This window comes from Nocardia sp. NPDC003979 (assembly GCF_053605015.1).
This window is the reverse complement of sequence record NZ_JBSGIJ010000007.1, coordinates 48,531-68,310: the sequence shown is the minus strand read 5'-3', so window position 1 is coordinate 68,310 and position 19,780 is coordinate 48,531. Positions and strand designations below refer to the sequence as shown.

Genomic DNA, 19,780 nt, shown 5'->3' with positions numbered 1-19,780 from the left:
CTCACGACAGGATCTCCTCTGGCACGTCGTCGGTTTCGGGTTCGGTGGCCGGTTCGGCCGGGGTTCCGGTGAGCGAGAGGAACACGTCGTCGAGGGTCGGGCGGACCACGACGGCGTCGAGCACGCACACCCCCGCGTCGTCGAGCCGGCGCAGGGCCTCGACCATCGTGCGGGAGCCGTTGCCGACCACCACCGATACTTCGTCGCTGCCCGGCTCGTGGATCGGCGTGCCGACACCCACCTGATCGAGCACCGAGACCGCGAGGTCGGGACTCTGCCCGGCGGCCAGGGTGACCGTGAGGCGGTCGCCGCCGATGGAGGTCTTGAGTTCGTCGGCGGAGCCACGGGCGATGACGGTGCCCTTGTCGATCACGGTGATCCGGTCGGCGAGCAGGTCGGCTTCCTCCAGGTACTGGGTGGTGAGCAGCACCGTGGTGCCGTCGTCGACGAGGTCGCCGATCACCTTCCACATGTCCAGGCGCCCCCGGGGGTCGAGGCCGGTGGTCGGTTCGTCGAGCACGACCACCGGCGGCCGTGCGACGAGAGAACCGGCCAGGTCGAGACGCCGGGCCATACCGCCGGAGTAGGTGCCCGCACGTCGGCTCGCCGCGTGGTCGAGACCGAGCGCGGTGAGCAATTCGTCGGCACGTTCGGTGGCCTGCTTCTTCGACATGCCGTAGAGGCGAGCCACCATGCGCAGGTTCTCGTATCCGGTCAGGTTCGCGTCGACCGCCGCGTACTGGCCGGACAACCCGAGGCGGGTGCGGGCCGCGGCCGGGTCGGCCAGCACGTCGACCCCGGCCACGCGCACCGTGCCCGCGTCGGGGCGAAGCAGGGTGGTGACGATCCGCACGGTGGTCGTCTTACCCGCGCCGTTGGGCCCGAGCAGGCCGAGCACCGTGCCCGCCGGTATCTCGAGGTCGATCTCCTTCAGTACGCGCACCTTGCCGAAACTCTTGGCGAGGCCGCGCACTTCTACGGCCAGACTCACGGACGCATCTCCTTCTCGGCGCCGCCGCACACGGTGATCCCGGGCACCCCGTCGAGATGGCGGTGCAGCACGGGGCCGATCGCCGCCAGCGCCTCCGGTGTGGTCATCGCCGCGTGCCTGCAGGGCAGGTCGTGGTTGTGGATGGTGCCGGTGACGAACTGTTGCCAGGAACCGGCCCGCCTGGCGGGATCGGCGGCGTTGATCTCGTCCGCCGCCGCGGTGAAGAACAGCAGGTCGCCGTCGAAGGTGCGCGGCCGGAACGCGTTGGCCATCACCGTCCCGTCGGCGTACCCGGTGTAGAGGCGTTGCAGGTTGTCCACCGACAGCGCCGCGAACGGCCCCGGCTGTGCCCGCAGCAGATCCGCCGCTTCGTGCAGGTCGAGGTCGGCCGGCAGTGGTGCACCGTCGACGAGGTCGGCACCGAACTCGCCGAGGATGTCGGCGACGCTCGGCATCGCGGTGTCGAGCCAGCGGTCGCCGAGCTGGTAGCTGTCCATCATCGCCAGCAGCGCAACGTCCTCACCCAGCTCCTGCAGCTGCACCGCGATCTCCTGGGCGATGAGCCCGCCGAGCGACCAGCCGAGCAGGTGATACGGCCCGTGCGGCTGAATCGCCCGGATATTGGCCACGTAGTGACCCGCGGCCTCCGGGATGGAGGTGAAGCTGTCCTGACCGGACACGTGCGGAGCCTGCAGGCCGTACACGGGACGATCGGGAGCCAGGTGTGCGAGCAGCCCCGAGTAGCACCAGGCCAGGCCGATGGCCGGGTGCACACAGAACAGCGGGGTGTCGTGCGGTCCGGTCGACGGGCGGATCGGCAGCACCGGTTCCAGGGCGGCGGCCATCACGTCCGCCGGGTCGGCGCCGTCGAGCCGGGCGGCGATGGCGGCCGGCGTGGCATCGCCGAACATCATCTGCACCGGCATCTCGTAGCCCTGCTCCCGCAGCGCCGCAACGACTTTGGTGGCCAGCAGCGAGTTGCCACCCAGTTCGAAGAACCCGTCGTCGGCGCCGACCCGTTCGACCCCGAGTACCTCGGCGAAGGCGGCACACAGCGCCACCTCGGCGGGAGTCACCGGTGCGCGGTACCCTCCCGAGGCGGTGAACACCGGTTCGGGCAGCCGGGCACGGTCGAGCTTGCCGACCGGGCTGAGCGGCACCTCGTCGAGCAGCATGATCGCCTGCGGCACCATGTAATTGGGCACATGCGCACCGATGTGCTCGAGCAGTTCGGGCACCGTCGGCGACGCACCCGCGCGGGCCTTCACATACGACACCAGCGCGGTGGCCCCGGCCTGAGTGGTGTGCCCGACGGTGAGCGCCAGCTCCACGTCGGGGTGCCGGGCGAAGGCCACGTCGATCTCGCCGAGTTCGATCCGGAACCCGCGCACCTTCACCTGGTGGTCGGTGCGGCCGACGTATTCCACGTCGAGCGCCGACTTCCTGCCGTCACGCCAGCGCACCAGGTCGCCGGTGCGGTACATGCGTTCACCGGGCGCACCGTACGGATTGGCGACGAAACGTTGCGCGGTGAGCCCCGGCCGATTGTGGTAGCCGCGGGCCAGTGCCGCACCGGCCAGCTGCAGTTCGCCCGTGACACCGATCGGGGTGGGATGCAACCGCCGGTCGAGCACCGTGGCCGAGACACCGCGGATGGGACCGCCGATGGTGATCGGGCCCTGCGGGCTCATCGGTTGCGGCATCAGGGTGACGATAGTCGTCTCCGTGGGTCCGTAGACGTTGTAGAAGTTGCGTCCCGGCGCCCAGCGGGCGAGCAGGTCCGGCGGCAGCGCCTCACCACCGGTCAGGATGTGCGCGAGCGAATGCACACCCGCCGGATCGACGGTGCCGAGTGCGGCGGTGGTGATGAAGGCGTGCGTGATCCGCTCCCGGATGAACAGCTGACGCAGGTCCTCGCCGCCGACGATGCCCGCGGGCGTGATGACGAGGGTGCCCGCCCCACCGAGCGCGAACAGGATGTCGAGCATCGACCCGTCGAAGCTCGGGGTGGCGAAGTGCAGCACCCGGCTGCCCGGTCGCACGTCGTAGCGGTCGGCGCATTCGGCGGCGAAGTTCGAGATGCCGCCGTGGGTGACCACCACACCCTTCGGGGTGCCGGTCGACCCGGAGGTGTACACCACGTAGGCCGGGTTGGCCAGGCGCAGCGGCCGGACCCGGTCGGCGTCGGTGATCGGCGCGTCGTCGGTGCCGAGCACGGTGGCGCGGGTGTGCGGGTCGTCGAGCACCAGCCACCGGCAGTCACCGGGCAGCTGGTCGCGGTGCGCGAGCAGGGTCAGACCGATCGCGGCACCGGAGTCGGTGAGCATGTGACTGATCCGCTGCGGCGGGTAGTTCGGGTCCACCGGGACGAACGCGGCGCCGGCCTTGGCGACGGCCAGCATGGTCGCCACCGACTCCACCGAACGCGGAATACCGAGCGCGACAAGGCTTTCCGGGCCGATTCCCTGGCCGATGAGCAGCCGGGCGAGCCGGTTGGTCCAGCGGTCGAGGGCGTCGTAGGTGACCACGGTGTCGCCCGCGCTGAGCGCCACCCCGTCGCGGGCCCGCGCCGCCGCGGCGTCGAACACCTCGGCCAGGGTGACCGGGGTGTCGGGCCGGGCACCGTGGACGGGTGCCAGCGCGGTCCACTCGACCGCGTCGAGCAGGGCCAGGTCGCCGACGGCGGTGTTCGGGTCGGCGGCGACAGCGGTGAGCAGCCGCACCAGGCGGTCGCCGAGGCGGCGCGCGGTGACCTCCTCGAACAGGTCGGCGGCGTAGTTCACCGACAGGGTGATGCCGTCACCGACGCGATCACCGGTCTGGGTCTCGGTGAAGGTGAACTGCAGATCGAACTTGGCGATGCCTGCGTCGGCGTCGACCGCCTCGATCCTCAGGCCGGGCAGTTCCAGCATCCGCACCGGGTTGTTGCGCACCGAGAGCATCACCTGGAACAGCGGGTGATGCGCCTGCGAGCGTGCGGGATTGAGCACCTCGACCAGTCGCTCGAACGGCAGGTCGGCATGGGCGAAGGCGTCGAGGTCGCGGTCGCGCACGGTGCGCAGCAGGTCGACGAAGGCGCGGTCGTCGGACACCTCGGTGCGCAGCACAAGGGTGTTGACGAACATGCCGATCAGCGCGTCGAGTGCCGGATGACCACGTCCCGCGCTGGCGGTGCCGACGACGATGTCGTCGGTGCCCGTCACCCGGTGCAGCAGTACCGCGAGCGCGGCGTGCAGCACCATGAACATGCTGACGTTGTTGGCGGCGGCGATCCCGCGCAGCGCTCGGTGGGTGGCGGCGTCGACCGTGCAGTCGACGGTGCCGCCCCGGTAGGAGGGCACCGGCGGGCGCGGCCGATCGGCGGGCACGGTGAGCAGTTCGGGCAGCCCGTCGAGGGTGTCGCGCCAGTGCTCGAGCTGCTTGCGGATCAGCGAGTTCTCGTCGTCCTCGGTGCCGAGGAGCTGCTGCTGCCACAGCGTGTAGTCGGCGTACTGGATCTCGGGAATCTGTTCGCCGAACGGTTCACCGGTGCGGATGCCACGGTATGCGGCGGCCACCTCGGCGGCGAGCGGTTCGAGCGACCACCCGTCCATGGCGATGTGGTGCACCACCAGCACGAGCACGTGCTCCTGAGACCCGGCGACGGCCAGTTTGGCCTGGGCGGGCACCGGCAGCCCGGTGCGGTCGACGGTGATGAGCGCGGCCCGCAACGGCACCGAGACCGACAGGTCGAAGCCCGGCGCGGCGAAACGCGCGACGGCGGCGTCGACCTCGTGCGGTGTCGCACTCGCATGGAAGAGGGTGACCGCCGCGAGCTGCGGGTCGAGGACCAGCTGCTCGGGCTCGCCCGCCGTTTCCGGGAACACCGTGCGCAGCGTCTCGTGCCTGCGTTGCACCGTGTGCAGGGCGGCGATGAGTGCGTCGAGGTCGATCGGACCGTGCAACCGCAGCACCACCGGGATGTTGTACGCGCCGGCGGACTGGTCCTGCGCACCGGCGTTGAACCGGTTGAGGAACCACAGCCTGCGTTGGGCCGCCGAGAGCGGGATCCGTTCCGGGCGATCCTGTTTCACCAGGTCCGGGCGACCTTCGTCGCCGGACGGGCCGGTCTCCACCAGCGCCGCGAGCTCGGCGACGGTCGGTGCGGCGAACACGGTACGCACCTCGAGTCGCACATTGCTCGCGGCCGCCAGCCGGGCGACCAGCTGGGTGGCCAGCAGCGAGTTGCCGCCGATGTCGAAGAAGCTGTCGGTGGCCGACACGTCCTCGACGCCGAGCAGCTCGGCGAACACCCTGGCCACCAGGCGTTCGGACTCGGTGCGCGGGGCGCGGCCCGCAGCGACGGTGAACTCCGGTTCGGGCAGCGCCGTCCGGTCGAGCTTGCCGACGGGTGTGAGCGGCACGGCGTCGATCAGGTTCAGCGAGGCCGGAACCATATGCCCGGCCAGGTGTTTGACGGCGTGATTGCGCACGTCGGCCAGATCGGCTGGGACCGCGCCTTCGCCCAGCTGCACCCAGGCGACGATCCGGTCGTCACCCGCGATGGTGCGCACCTCGGTATGGGCGAAACGGACATCGGGGTGGCTGCCGAGCACGGCGCTGATCTCGCCGAGCTCGATACGGAAACCGCGCACCTTCACCTGGTGGTCGCTGCGGCCCAGGTAGTCCAGTTCGCCGGTGGCCGTCCAGCGCACCACGTCGCCGGTGCGGTACATCCGGCTGCCCGCGGGTCCGCACGGGTCGGCGACGAAGCGCGAGGCGGTGAGCCCGAACCGCTGGTGGTAGCCCTGGGCGATACCCGCACCACCGATGTAGAGCTCGCCGGGAACCCCGGCCACGACCGGTTTCAACCGTTCGTCGAGTACCAGGGCCCGCGATCCGCGCACCGGTGTACCGATGGTCACCGGCACACCGACCCGCAGCTCCGACATGGCCGCGATGACGGTGAACTCCGTCGGCCCGTAGGCGTTGACGAATCGGCGCCCGGGCGCCCAGTTCTCCACCAGGTCCGGCGGCACGGCCTCGCCACCGGCCATCAGCCCGCGCAGTCGCGGCAGCGGCCACCGGCTCGCGTCGATCGAGGCGAGTACGGCGGGGGTGAGGAAGGTGTGGGTGATCTCCTCCCGTTCCAGCAGGGCGCCGAGTTCGTCGCCGCCGTAGACGTCGATCGGGCCGATCACCATCTCCGCGCCGGAGTACACCGCGAGCAGCATGTCGAGCACGGACACGTCGAAGCTGGGGGTGGAGAAGAAGAACGTCCTGGCGAACCGGTCGAGGCCCATCCGTTCGCGCAGGTCGAGCGCGAGGCTGACCAGACCACCGTGGGTGACGGTGACGCCCTTGGGCAGACCGGTGGAGCCGGAGGTGTAGATCTGGTACGCCAGGTCGGCGGTGTGGATGGGGCGGATGCGTTCGGCGTCGCGGATCGGGGCGTCGTCGTATCCGGCCAGTTCGGTGTGCAGGTCGGGGTCGTCGACCAGCAGCCACCGGGTGTCGAGCGGTCCGGCGGCCTCGCGCAGGGCGGGGGCGTCGGCGCTGGTGGTGAGCACGGCGCGCGCACCGGAGTCGGTGAGCATGTGCCGCACCCGGTCGGCCGGGTAGCGCGGGTCGACGGGCACGAACGCGGCACCGCTCGCGGCGACACCGAAGATGGCGAGCGCGCAGTCCAGCGACCGGGTGAGGCCGACGGCGACCCGATCGCCGGTGCCGATCCCCCGTGCGATGAGTGCGCGACCGAGCCGGTGGGCACGGCGGGCCACCTCGTCGTAGTCGAGTTCACCGACCTCGCCCGCCACACTGCCGCCGGCGAACCACCGCAGCGCGGGCCTGCTCGGATACCAGTCGGCGGCCCGGTCGATGATGTCGGACAGCACCACCGGGGTGACCGGCGCCGGGCCCTGCGCCGGGACGAGCGCGCGATGTTCGGCGACGGTGAGCTGGTCGATATCGCACACCAGCCTGCGCGGGTCGGCGGTCACCTGGGTGAGGATCGCCGCGAACCGGGTGGCCAGCGTCTCGATCGTCGCCCGGTCGAAAAGCTCGGTGGAATAGACGAATTCGAAACGCTGGCCGTCGCCGTCGGGGGCCACCCGCAGTTCCAGGTCGAACTTGGCGCGGGCGATGTCGAGCTCCTCGGCGCGCAACCGCAGGCCGGGCAGTTCCAGTTCCGGCGCGCTGTCGTCCTGCATGCTCAGCGCCACCTGGAACAGCGGGTGCCGGTTGTTGGCCCGGCTGTCGCGGCCGAGCGCATCGACGACCCGTTCGAACGGCAGGTCGGCGTGCGCGAGCGCGGCCAGCTCCGAATCGCGGTCGGCGTGCAGCAGTTCGGTGAAGCTGGCGCCGGGGTCGACGTCGGAGCGCAGCACGAGGGTGTTGACGAACATGCCGACCAGCTCGTCGAGCTGGATGTCGGTGCGTCCGGCGACCGGGGTGCCGATCGGGATGTCGCGACCGCCGGTGACCCCGCGCAGCAGCACCGCGAGCGCCGAACGGACGACCATGAACAGGCTGACGCCGGTGTCGGCCGCCAGTTCCTCCATCGCCGCACGTAACGGCGCCGACACCGGGCACACCACGGTGGCCGCCGTGCCCACCGGCTCGGCCGGACGCGGCCGGTCGAACGGCAACGGCAGTTCGTCGGGCAGCTCGGCCAGCGTCTCGCGCCAGAACGCGAGCTGGGTGGCGGCGATGCTGTCCGGGTCGTCCTCGGCGCCGAGCACGGCCCGCTGCCACAGGCTGAAGTCGGCGTACTGCACCGGCAGCGGTTCGCGCACCGGGACACTGCCGCCGGCGCGCGCTACGTACGACACCGCGAGATCCTTGGTCAACGGGCCGAGCGACCACCCGTCGGCGGCGATGTGGTGCACGACTACGCCGAGCAGGTACTCGTTGGTGCCGGTGCGCAGCAACGAGACTCGCAACGGCGTCTCGTGGGTCAGATCGAAGCCCTGCCTGGCGAACTCGGCGAGCACCTCCTCCGCCCGTGCGGGATCGGTGTCGACGGGCTCGATCGCAGGCACCGACCCGGCCGTCGGCAAGACCACCTGCTGGGCGCCCGAGAGGTCCTCGGGGAAGACCGTGCGCAGCACCTCGTGCCGCTGCACCAGGTCGGTGACCGCGCCGCGCAGGGCGTCGATATCCAGATCGCCGCCGATTCGCAAGACGAAAGCGATGTTGTAGGCGCTGGATTCGGGTGACAATCGGTTGAGGAACCACAGTCGTTGCTGCGGCAGCGACAGTGGTATGCGTCCCGGGCGCGGGGTGTGTACCGCCAGCGCCACCCGCTGCGTCCGGGGCGCTTCCGCGATCAAACCGGCGATGCCCGCCACCGTCGGCGCCTCGAAGATCTGACGTACCGGCAGATCGACCTCGAAGTCGGCGTGCAGCGCCGCGGCCAGCCGGGTGGCGAGCAGCGAGTTGCCGCCGATGTCGAAGAAGCTGTCCTCCGCGCCGGGCACCGGCCGACCGAGGATCTCGGTGAACACCGCAGCCACCCGCATCTCGAGGTGGGTACGCGGTGCGCGCGATCCGCCTGCCGCCGCGAATTCCGGTGCGGGCAGGGCCTTTCGGTCCAATTTGCCCGCCGGGGTCACCGGCATCCGGTCGAGCACCGCCAGCGCGGCGGGCACCATGTAACCGGGCAGCCTGCCACGTGCGGTGTCGAGCACGGCCGCCGGTTCGATCGGCCCGTCGGCGGTGACGTAGGACGCGAGCCGCTGCTGACCGTGTTCGTCCACGTGCACCACGGTCGTCGCCGAGCGCACCCCCGGGTGTTCGCGCAGCACATGGTCGATCTCGCGCAGCTCGATACGGAAGCCACGGATCTTGATCTGGTCGTCGGCGCGGCCGAGGAAACGCAGGCGTCCGGTGGCGTCGGCGACCACGAGATCGCCCGTGCGGTACATCCTTTCGCCCACTCGACCGTGCGGGTTCGCGACGAAGCGCTGTGCGGTGAGCCCGAGTTTGCCCAGGTACCCGCGTGCCACGCCGGGACCGGACACATACAGCTCCCCCGGAGTCCCCGGCGGCACCGGGTGCAGCCGGGAATCGAGGAGGAACAAGCGCATCCCGCGCACGGGCGCACCGAGGGGCACCGGTTCGCCGGGCACCATGGCGGCGCTCGCGGTGACCGCGACGGTCGCCTCCGACGGGCCGTACATGTTGTGCATCCGGTAGCGACCGGCCCAGATGTCGACCAGTTCGTCGGAGCATGCCTCGCCGCCGACGATGACGGTATTGAGTTCGGGGAACTCACCGGCGGGCACGGTCGCCAGGGCGGCCGGGGTGATGAAGGCGTGCGTGATCCGCTCCGAGCGGAGGAATCCCGCCAGTTCGGCGCCGCCGTACAGGTCGGCCGGGGCGACGACGACGGTCGCGCCCGCGGCGAAGCCCAGCAGCAGCTCCAGCACCGAGGCGTCGAAACTCGGTGAGGAGAAGTGCAGGGTACGAGCGGCATCGGTCACCCGAAACAGCTGGGTCTGCTCGCTGGCCAGCGAGGAGACGCCCGCATGGGTGACGACGACCGCCTTGGGCAGGCCGGTGGAGCCCGAGGTGTAGATCAGGTACGCGGGCTGGGTCGGCCGCATCGGGTGCGTGCGCTCGATGTCGCGCACAGGTGCGGCCGAGCGGTGTGCGCAGTCGGCTTCGAACGCGGCGGTCCCGAACACCAGCCATTCCGGCGCCCGGCGGTGCTTGCCGACGGTGGTCGGCAGCGCGGCGAGGTGTTCGGGCAGGGTGAGCCCGAGCACCGCACCGGAGTCGCCGATCATGTGCGCGATGCGCTCGGTGGGGTACGCCGGGTCGACCGGTACGTACGCGGCACCGGTCTTGGCCACCGCCCAGATGGCGATGATGGATTCCAGCCCACGCGGCAACGCCACCGCCACCACCGACTCCGGGCCCGCGCCGTGGGCGATCAGGCTGCGCGCCAACCTGTTCGAACGCTCGTCGAGCTCTCGGTAGGTCGTATCGAGCCCGAGATAACGCACCGCGACCGAGTCCGGCAGGCGCTGGGCGGTATCGGCGAGCAGGCGGGCGAGGGTGTCGGCCGGTTCGGCCGGTGCGCCCGCCACGGGCACGAGCCGCGCGATCTCGCGACGGTCGAGCAGCGGCAGGTCACCGATCGGTTCCTGCGGCGCGGCAAGCGCGCACCGCAGCATGGTGGTGAACCGGCGGGCGATGGCCTCGATGGTCGAGCGGTCGAAAACATCGGTGGCATAACCGAATTCGGCGTGCAGCGGGCCGTCATCGTGGTTATCGCGCACCTCGAGCTGCAGATCGAACTTGGCGACACCGGTCTGCACGGGTACCAGTTCGGCGGCCACACCGGGCAGTTCGACGCGCAGCTCGGGGGTGCGGTCATAGGACAGCATCACCTGGAACAGCGGATGCCGGTTGGTCGACCGGTCCGGGTTCACCAGTTCGACGAGCCGTTCGAAGGGCACGTCGGGGTTGGCGAAGGCGTCGAGGTCGGTTTCGCGGACCTGGTCGAGGACCCGGTCGAAACCGGCGCCGAGGTCGACGTCGGTGCGCAGTACGAGGGTGTTGACGAACATGCCGACGAGTTCGTCGAGCGCCGGGTCGGAGCGTCCCGCGATCGGGGTGCCGATGGTGATGTCGGTGCTGCCGCACACACGCGCGAGCACGGTGGCCAACGCGGCGTGCAGCACCATGAACATGCTCACCCCGCGGCCGCTGGCGAGTTGGGCTGCTGCCCGGCGTGTTTCGGCATCGATGGTGAAGGCGACCGTGTCGCCGCCGGTGGTCCGTCGCAGCGGGCGCGGGCGGTCGAGCGGCAGGTCGAGCTGATCGGGCAGTCCGGCGAGGGCCCGGCGCCAGTGCCCGAGCTGACGCCCCAGCGGTGCCTCCGGGTCGGTCTCGTCACCGAGCAGTTCCCGTTGCCACAGTGCGAAATCGGCGTACTGCACGGGCAGTGGCGTCCACCCCGGCGCAGTGCCCTCGGCGCGGGCGGCGACGGCGGTCATCAGATCCCTGGCCAGCGGCGCGACCGACCAGCCGTCACCACAGATGTGGTGCAGCACCACCACCAGCAGATGCTCGTCAGGGGCCAGGCGGTACAGCACCACCCGCAGCGGAGTCTCGCCGCGCAGGTCGAAGCCGCGACCGGCGACCTCGGCGACGAGGTCGTCGATGCGGCCGTCCACGTCGTGCGCGACGAGATCGGGTGCCACGACGGCGGCCGGATGGATCAGCTGGTACGGCCCGTCCGGGCCGTCGGGGAAGCTGGTGCGCAGGCTTTCGTGGCGGTCGAGCACGTCACGCAGGCCGGCCCGCAGGGCGGACAGGTCCAGCCGGCCGGTCAGCCGCAGCGCCAGCGGCATGTTGTAGGCGGCGGCGTGTTCGGCGAACCGGTTGAGGATCCAGAGCCGCTGCTGGGCCAGCGACAGCGGCACCCTTTCCGGCCGGGTCGCGGGAACCAGCTCGGGTGTGGAGGACTCGGGCCGGTGGGTGCTGATGTACTCGGCCAGCGACGCGATGGTCGAGTACTCGAACAGGTGCCGGATGCTGATGCTCGCGTCCAGGGTGGTGTTGATCCTGGCGACGGCGCGCGCGGCGACGAGCGAGTTGCCACCGAGGTCGAAGAAGCTGTCCTGCACGCCGATTCCGGTGCCGTCGAGCGCGAGCACCTCGGTGAAGATCTCGGCGAGCGCGCATTCCAGCTCGGTCTGCGGTGCGTCCGCGCCGGTGGTCACCCGCACACCGACCTCGGGGGCGGGCAGTGCCTTGCGGTCGACCTTGCCGTTGGCGCTCAGCGGCAGTTCGTCGAGCACGACCAGGGCCGAGGGCACCATGTAGGAGGGCAGCGCCCGGCGCAGCGCCGCCATCAAGGCCGCCACCTCGGGTGTGGCGGCACCCGGCGCGGCGACCACGTAGGCGACGAGTTCGTCGTCGCCGGTGCGGCTGGTGCGTGCCACGCAGACGGCACGGGCGATACCGTCCTGAGCGAGTAGCGCCGACTCGACCTCGCCGAGTTCGATGCGCAACCCACGGATCTTCACCTGGAAGTCGGTGCGCCCCAGGTATTCCAGGACGCCGCCGTCGAGCTGCCAGCGGGCCAGGTCGCCCGTGCGGTACATGCGTTGCCCGGGGGTGAACGGGTTGGCGACGAACCGGTCGGCCGTCAGATCGGGCCTGCCGAGGTAGCCGCGCGCCAACTGGGTACCCGCGAGGTACAGCTCGCCGACCACGCCGGGTGGAACCGGGCGCAGCTGCGGATCGAGTACGTAGGTCTTGGTGTTCCACACCGGCGACCCGATCGGCACGGTGGTCGCTCCGACCGGGCACGGCCAGTAGGTGACGTCGACCGCGGCCTCGGTCGGCCCGTACAGGTTGTGCAGTTCCGGCCCGCGCAGAGCGGCATGGAAGTGGGCGACGGTGGCGCCGGGCAGCGCCTCACCGCTGCAGAACACCCGCCGCAGGTTCGCGCCGCCGCGCACGCGCGGATCGGTGACGAACAACGACAACATCGAAGGCACGAAATGTGCTGTGGTGACGGACTTCTCGGTGATGATCCGCGCCAGGTACGCCGGATCGCGGTGCCCGCCGGGTGCGGCGACGACCAGCCGCGCCCCGACCTGCAACGGCCAGAAGAACTCCCAGACCGACACGTCGAAGGTGGCCGGGGTCTTCTGCAGCACGGCGTCGCTGTGGTCGAGCGGGTATTCGGCCTGCATCCACCGCAGCCGGTTGACGATGGCGGCGTGCGTGACCGCCACCCCCTTCGGCTTGCCGGTGGAGCCCGAGGTGAAGATGACGTAGGCGGGATGTTCGGGCCGCAGCGGCGCTCGGCGGTCGGCGTCGGTGATGGGGGCGATGTCGTGCCCGGTGACGTCGAGCGTGTCCAGATCGACGCGCACGGCACCCGCCGGCAGCCGCACGCCGTCGCGGGCGGCGGTCAGCACGCACACCGGTTTCGCCTGTGCCACAACGGCATCGATGCGGTCGACCGGATGTTCCGGATCGATCGGCAGGTAGGCGGCGCCGGTGGCGAGCACGGCGTACATGCCGATCACCATCTCGATGCTGCGGTGCAGGCACAATCCGACGGTGGTCTCCGGGCCCGCACCGCGCGCGATGAGTTCGCGGGCCAGCTGGTTCACCCGTTCGGACAGTTCGGTGTAGCCGATGGCGCGGTCGCCGTATTCCAACGCGACGGCGTGCGGGCTGCGTCGCACCTGATCGGTGAACAGCGAGACGAGCGTGCCGGTGGGCACCGGGATCTCGGTGGCGTTCCATTCCCGCAGCACGCGTTCGCGTTCGGTCGCGGTGATGGCGTTGAGCGCGTGGGCCGGGCTGTCGGGGGCGGCGGCCAGGAACCGGGCGAGGAAGTCCAGGTAGCGGGCGTGATGCGCCGAGTTCTCGGCCTCGCCGTAGAGGCGGGGGTTGGCCTCGAAGTCGAGCTGGATGCGGCCGCCGTCGCCGTTGTAGATATTGATGGAGAGGTCTTCGACGGGGCCGGTCGCCAGCACGTGCAGCTGACCGGTGATGTCACCGAATTTCAGCTCGTCGTGGAACAGCATGATGTTGACCATCGGCCCGAAGAACCCACGGGCGTCGCGCGAGTAGCCGCAGTCGCGGCGGATGTCGTCGGAGCGGTAGCGCTGGTGCCGCAGGGCGCCGGTGATCTGCAGTTCGGTCTGGCGGACCACATCGGCGACGGTGGTGTTCTCGTCGAAACGCACGCGCAGCGGAACGACGTTGGACACCACACCCGCCGAGCGGCGCAACGCCACGGTGGTGCGCGCCGAGACGGGCAGGCTCAGCACCACGTCGGGATTGCCGGTGACCGAGCGGACGTAGGCGGCGAGGGCGGCGACGATGAGCGCGGAGTTGGCCGAGTTGTGCGCGGTGATCGCCTGCGTGAGCAGGGTGTCGAGGTCGGTGTCGAGCACGGCGGTCGCGCGGTGCCGGCCGGGGTCGTGGGTGTCGCCGGTCGCGGTCACCGACGACAGCGTCATCGGCTCGCCGACACCGGCGAGCTGCTGCATCCAGTACTCGCGGTCGGCGTGGAAACGGCTGGACTCGCGGTAGCGCGACTCGTCGGCGTAGAGGTCGACCAGGGCGGCGGCGCGCGATACGGAGGGTTCGCGCTGCTCGCCGACCGCGGTGTAGATCTCGGCGGTGCGCGCGAGTGCGTTCATCGCCCCGTATCCGTCGATCACGATGTGGTGACCGCGCTCGTACCAGAACCAGTCACGCTCGCCGACGCGCAGCACCACATTGATGGTGAGCGGCTCGTTCTCCATGTCGATGGGCGTGCTGGCGTGCTCGTTCATCCACCGTAGCGCGGCCGCGCGTGGGTCGGGCTCGCCGCGCAGGTCGAGACGGGCCCAGCCGGGTCGCCAGCTCGGATCGACCCGCTGATGGGGTACGCCGTCGATCTCGAGTAGGCGCACGTGTCCCACCTGGGATTCGGCGCCGAATCGCTCGATGGCGTAGAGCAGCCTGCCCGGGTCGAGATCGCCGTGCAGTTCCACATAGTGCGCGATCGTGAGCGGGATGTCGGGCCTGATCCGTTGCGCGTACCACAGCGCCGTCTGACCGGGCGACAAAGCGAACGGCTGGCTCGAGTCCTCGTCGGTGACGCATGAGCTGACGCGGTCGGTGGCCAATGAACTCATCAAGCACTCCGTTCTGGTGTGTCACGACTCCCCGAGCAGCGCCCGGGCACACGACGGCCCAGGGCGTGGCTATCCACGCCCATGATTCGGAGTACTCCGGCGGCCGGATGGCTACCGATCTGGATTTATTTCGCGCTCAACGAATTACACCCCTGTAGCAGCAACTCGATGCCGCTTCCCCCGGGCTGAAACAAACCGCTTATTCAGAATTTCCCGAGCTGCGCATAACCTGCGTCTGGTTCACTCGGTGGCGGCGGGCCAAGAGCAGTCCCGCACCGATCGCGGTCAGGATAACGGACGCCAGTTCGGGCGCCGCACCGGTCCTGGTCGCGATCGTCGCCGTGTCGCGCAATGGTAACTGGGCGACCAGCGCCGCGGGGACGACTTGGTCGGAGTGCTGCGTGAGAGTGCCGTCGGCGGTGATGATCCCACTGACCCCGGTGGTTGCCGCGACCACGAGCGCCCGCCCGTGCTCGACCGCGCGCACCCGCGACATCGCCAATTGCTGATACGTCATCTCACTCTCGCCGAAGGTGGCGTTGTTGGTCGGGACGGTCAGCAATTGCGCGCCCGCCGCAAGGGATTCCCGGAATGCCCGGTCGAAGGCGACCTCATAACAGGTGGCGACGCCGATTCGGACATTCGCGGCAGTAACGGTGCCGTCGCCGTGGCCCGGTACGAAATAGCCCGCGCGATCGGCATAGGAAGAGAACAAACGGAAGAAACTTCGCATCGGCAGGTATTCACCGAACGGCTGGATGATTTTCTTGTCGTGGCGCTCCCCCGGCCCGGCGGCACCGTTCCAGACGATCACCGAGTTCGTGGTGGTCCGGTCGCCGTTCACCAGCACCGCGCCGACGAGGATCGGGGCACCGATGCGCTCCGAGGCGCGGGTGATGACGGCGGCGGCGTCGGCATTGCGCAGCGGGTCGATGTCGGAGGAGTTCTCGGGCCAGATCACGATGTCCGGTTTGCGCTCTTGGCCGCGTGCGACGCTGTCGGCCAGTTCCTCGGTGCGGCGGACGTGGTTGTCGAGCACGGCGCGGCGCTGGGCGTTGAAGTCGAGGCCGAGTCGCGGCACGCTGCCCTGGATGGCGGCGACCGTCACCGTGCGCAGACCGTCGTCGGGAGCGGGCAGGGTGGGGCGCAGCGCGAGCCCGGCCAGCGGCGCGACGATCACGGCGAGACCGGTCAGCGCGATGCCCTTGTCGACAGTGCGCTGTCCGGCCCGCACCCGCAGCACGAGGGCGGCGAGCGCGGTGCCGGTGAGGGCCACCGCGAAGCCGATCAGCGGGGCACCACCGTAGGCCGCCAGGGGCAGGTACCACCCGTCGGCCTGACCGAAAGCGATTCTCCCCCACGGGAATCCACCGAAGGGAACATTCGAGCGCGCCCATTCCGTCGCCGTCCACGCCAGCGCCAGCCACACGGGCCATCCGCGGAGTCCGCCGAGCCACCGCGCGAGCACGCCCCAGAGCCCGAAGAACACCGCGCACGCCGTCGACAACGCCAGCCACGGCACGGGCCCCACGTAGATCCCGGTCCACGGCAGCAACGGCAGGAAGAACGCCAGCCCGCCGAGCATCCCGTACCCGAACGCGGCCCGCGCCCTGCTCGTCCCGTAAACCGCGAGCGTCAGCAGCGCGACGGCGAAGGGGGCGAGAAACCACAGCGGCCGCGGCGGAAAACTGGCGAACAGCAGCGCCCCGCCGAGCACCGCCCCCGCCATCCGCCAGAACACGGCCCCAGCCGTCGCCACCGCGTGATCGGAACCGGCATCGCCTTCCCGCCCTGCGCTCCGCTCCGACGGCGACGTGCCGTCAGGTCCGTGAGTATCGCTCGTTTCGGCTGCGGGCCGGTCCGGCGACCCTCCCCGCTCAGCGGAGCGGTCGTCGACAGTGCCCGCATCCGGCGCGGAAGGACTGTCGCGCTCCTCGTCGCCGGGACACGCAGGTCCCTCGACCTGTCCCGATGGCTGGGTGGGTAGGCGCCGGTCGCCGGTGGCGGGGTCGATCATGGTGTCGCGCTCCGTGATTCGTGGCGGGTCGGCTCAGGCCGCGTAGATGGTCGTGCCGTTGTGCACGGTGCGCAGGCAGGTCGGCAGGGGCGCGTCCGGGTCGAGGGCGGGCAGGCCGGGGACGCGCGAGCGCGGGTCGGTCGACCAGCGCTGGACGGTGTCGGCGGCCGCGGCGACGACGAGATCGCCCGCGTCCCAGATCGCGTACGACGCGGGGGCACCGGGGACGAGGGTGCCCGCCATCCCGTCGCGGACACCGCCCGCGCGCCAGGCGCCACGGGTGGCGGCGGCGAAGGCGGCGCGCGGTGACAGTCCGTGGCCGGAGGTGCGGTGGTGCACCGCGGCACGGATCTGTTCCCAGGGATTCTGGGTCGTCACAGGAGCGTCGGAGCCGATGGCCAGTGAGATCCCTGCGGCCGCCATCGCGGCGAACGGGTTGAGGCCGGCGGCGCGCTCGGCGCCCAGGCGGGTGGCGTACATGCCGTCGGTTCCGCCCCAGGCGGCGTCGAAGCCCGGTTGCACCGACAGGATCACTCCGAGCCGGGCGAGCTGTTCGATCGCGGCGGCGTCGGTCATCTCGGCGTGCTCGACCCGGTGCCCGCGCGCGGCGACGGCGGGACCGCCGAGTTCGCTTGCGACCCGGGTGAAGCCGTCGACCACGAGGTCCACGGCCGCGTCGCCGATGGCGTGGAACCCGGCCTGGATCCCGGCTTCGGTGCAGGCGCGCAGGTGGTCGGTGACGGCATCGGCGTCGAGGAAGTTCTTTCCGCAGCCGGCGGCGTCGGCGTACGGTTCGCGCAGCAGCGCGGTGTGTGAGCCGAGCGACCCGTCGACGAACAGGTCGCCGCCGAGCCCGTGCACGCCGAGATCGGCGAGCAGCGAGCGCGCCTCGTCCGCGCCGCGCACGGCCTGGCCCCAGTAGGCACGCACCTGCACGCCGTGATCGAAGGCGAGCAGTTCGCGCACGTCGTCGCGGCTGGAGATGTCGGGGCCGGCGCATTCGTGCACGGCCACGATGCCGTGCGCGGCGGCGCTGTCGAGGGCGGCGGTGCGGGCCGAATCCCGTTGGGCGCGAGACAGTCCGGCCAGGGCGACGGCACGTACCCGGTGGTGGGCGTCGGCGCGCAGCGGTTCGCCACGGTCGCCGGCCTCACCGGCGGCATCGAGCAGCGCCGACGACGCGACCGCCGAGTGCGCGTCGATGCGCGCGAGGTAGACCAGCCTGCCCGGCCCCGCGGCCTCGTCGAGTTCGGCGACCGTCGGCGGCCGCTGCTCGGGCCAGGTGGTGTCGTCCCAGCCGTCGCCGATGATCACCCCGTCGGGCTGCCGCGCGGCGTGGGCGCGGACCGCGTCGAGAAGGTCGGCCAGCGAGCGAGCACCGCGCAGATCCAGCCCGGTGAGCCGCAGTCCGAGGGCGGTGACGTGGACGTGCGGGTCGACGAACGCGGGCGCGACGAACGCGCCGTCGAGGTCGATGATCTCCGCGTCGGGATGCATGGCACGCCCGGGCGCTTCGGCGCCGAGCCACACCACGGTGCCGTCGGTGACCGCCATCGCGGTCGCGTCCGGGGAGCTGGAACTGTAGAAACGACCGCCGATCAGCAACTGGGTACTCACGGTGCCCCAGTCTGCCGTATCGGCGGATCGTCAGGTCGGCAGGGACAGCACGGCGCACACGTCGGCGTCGCCGAGTCCCGCCGGTGTGTGTCCGCCCGCTCGGGCGGCGATCAGTTCCAACCGCCACGCGGCGGTGGTGAAGTCCGACATCGACTGTCCGGCAGCGGTACTCGCTCGGCGTACCGCGTCGGCCAGTTCCTCGCTCACCGTGACGGTGATCTGCTCGGTGGCCATGCGGGTCACTGTAGACCGTCGGCCGGTAGGAATGTCGGCGGTTCAGGCGGAACCGAGCGCACGCGGACCACGAGTGTGCCCGTCGTCATACCACTGGCCGACGACGTCACCGTCGACCACGTCGCCGCCGGCATCGACGACCACGCCACGGTAGGGCGCGGGCGCGAACGAGGGCAGCGGGCCGAAGCGCCTGGTACCGAGCTTCTCGAGCACCGGTCGCAGCAGCGCGCGGGTGGGCGGGAACAGGGCGAGCAATCCGAGCACACCGGTGACGAGGCCCGGTACGAACAGCAGCACCGAGCCCGTCGCGACGAGCAGTCCGTCGGCGACGGCGCTCTCCGCGCTCACCTCACCGCGCGAGGCCCGCCGGAACCGGTCGAACACCCGTCGCCCCTGCTTGGCGAGCAAGGCCAGTCCCACGCCGGAGACCGCGACGAGCACCAGCAGCGCCCAGCCGACGCCGATCACCTGGGCGAGGCCGACGAGGGCGGCGATCTCGACGACGAGGTAGAGCACGAACAGCAGGGCGGTCATGGTGATCCTTTCGGACGATCTACCCGTTCAACGCACGAGCACGCGTTTTTTCTCCCGGCCCGTGGCGGATCACTCATCCGCCGGGCCGCACCAGCCCGGTCTCGTACGCCAGCACCACCGCCTGCACCCGGTCGCGCAGCCCGAGTTTGGTGAGCACCCGGCCCACGTGTGTCTTCACGGTGGCTTCGGACAGGAACAGTGCGGCGGCGATCTCGGCGTTGCTCTGCCCGGCGGCGATCTGCTCGAGCACCTCGCGTTCGCGGACGGTGAGCACGTCGAGCACCGAGGGGTCGCGCAGCCCGGCCGGGTCGTCGGCGACGAGGCGGTCGAGCAGGCGTTTGGTCACCTTGGGTGACACCACGGCGTCGCCGGCGGCGACGCTGCGGATCGCCGAGACGAGGTCTTCCGGCGGGGTGTCCTTGAGCAGGAATCCGCTCGCCCCCGCGCGCAGCGCGCCGAGGGCGTGTTCGTCGAGGTCGAAGGTGGTCATCACGAGCACGCGCACGCCGTCACCGGTGGCGACGATGCGGCCGGTGGCGGTGACGCCGTCGACCACCGGCATCCGCACGTCCATCAGCACGACGTCGGGGCGCAACTCCCCGGTGCGCCGCACAGCTTCCTCACCGTTGGCCGCCTCACCGACGACCTCGATGTCGGGGTGGGCGCCGAGGACCATTTTCAGGCCCATCCGCATGAGTTCCTGATCGTCCACCACGAGCACACTGATCGGCATTCCCTCACCCTAGC

At 70.8% G+C, this 19,780-nt stretch carries 7 protein-coding genes; all 7 read right to left on the bottom strand.

Going from position 1 to position 19,780, the window contains the following annotated elements; translation table 11 throughout:
* Position 1: 1 nt before the first annotated feature.
* The 7 genes from ACWEVR_RS16990 to ACWEVR_RS16960 all read right to left on the bottom strand — a co-directional run bounded on the left by ACWEVR_RS16990 (position 2) and on the right by ACWEVR_RS16960 (position 19,766).
* A complete protein-coding gene (locus tag ACWEVR_RS16990; RefSeq protein WP_067492211.1) occupies positions 2 to 991 on the bottom strand; it encodes an ATP-binding cassette domain-containing protein in 990 nt (329 codons plus the stop codon).
* Complete coding sequence (locus ACWEVR_RS16985) at positions 988 to 14,631, bottom strand: amino acid adenylation domain-containing protein (RefSeq protein ID WP_452467681.1); 13,644 nt, start codon at positions 14,629 to 14,631, stop codon at positions 988 to 990. Before ACWEVR_RS16985 ends, ACWEVR_RS16990 begins: the two co-directional genes overlap by 4 nt.
* A 199-nt stretch (positions 14,632 to 14,830) precedes the next feature.
* On the bottom strand, positions 14,831 to 16,360 hold the full coding sequence (gene lnt / locus ACWEVR_RS16980) for an apolipoprotein N-acyltransferase (RefSeq protein ID WP_452467888.1): 1,530 nt from the start codon (positions 16,358 to 16,360) through the stop codon (positions 14,831 to 14,833).
* A 321-nt stretch (positions 16,361 to 16,681) separates the two neighbouring features.
* Positions 16,682 to 18,265, bottom strand: a complete 1,584-nt coding sequence (locus ACWEVR_RS16975; RefSeq protein WP_452467680.1) for an amidohydrolase — start codon at positions 18,263 to 18,265, stop codon at positions 16,682 to 16,684.
* A 30-nt stretch (positions 18,266 to 18,295) separates the two neighbouring features.
* A complete protein-coding gene (locus ACWEVR_RS16970) occupies positions 18,296 to 18,499 on the bottom strand; it encodes a hypothetical protein (protein ID WP_067492208.1) in 204 nt (67 codons plus the stop codon).
* Between the two features lie 42 nt (positions 18,500 to 18,541).
* Positions 18,542 to 19,033 (bottom strand): FxsA family protein, encoded by a 492-nt coding sequence (locus ACWEVR_RS16965; RefSeq protein WP_067492207.1) that lies wholly within the window; start codon positions 19,031 to 19,033, stop codon positions 18,542 to 18,544.
* A gap of 73 nt (positions 19,034 to 19,106) precedes the next feature.
* Positions 19,107 to 19,766: a response regulator gene (locus ACWEVR_RS16960; RefSeq protein WP_452467679.1), complete on the bottom strand. Its 660-nt coding sequence runs from the start codon at positions 19,764 to 19,766 to the stop codon at positions 19,107 to 19,109.
* Positions 19,767 to 19,780 lie beyond the last annotated feature (14 nt).